General features: G+C 64.6%; 1 protein-coding gene. It reads left to right on the forward strand.

Annotated elements, in window-relative coordinates; translation table 11 throughout:
* The coding region (locus CVH10_RS25090; RefSeq protein WP_369336046.1) for a DUF411 domain-containing protein at positions 1 to 165 on the forward strand (165 nt) is incomplete at its 5' end.
* Between the last annotated feature and the right edge of the window lie 64 nt (positions 166 to 229).

The raw sequence follows: 229 nt of genomic DNA on the forward strand, positions 1-229 counted from the left end.
CGCTTGCTGCGCGAAGCCCCGCAGGCCATCGGCCTCGCGGCGCCCGGCATGCCGGTCGGTTCGCCCGGCATGGATGGTCCGGCCTATGGTGGACGCAAGGACGCCTACGACGTGCTGCTGGTTGGGAAAAACGGTAGCAGCACGGTCTATCAGTCGCATCGCTGACCATCCATCAACCCTTCTCCGTGGAGATATGCCATGCAGCATCAGCACACACAGACCCCCAGCG

It is taken from the genome of Halomonas sp. ND22Bw, from assembly GCF_003011945.1.
GTDB classification, from domain to species: domain Bacteria; phylum Pseudomonadota; class Gammaproteobacteria; order Pseudomonadales; family Halomonadaceae; genus Halomonas; species Halomonas halophila.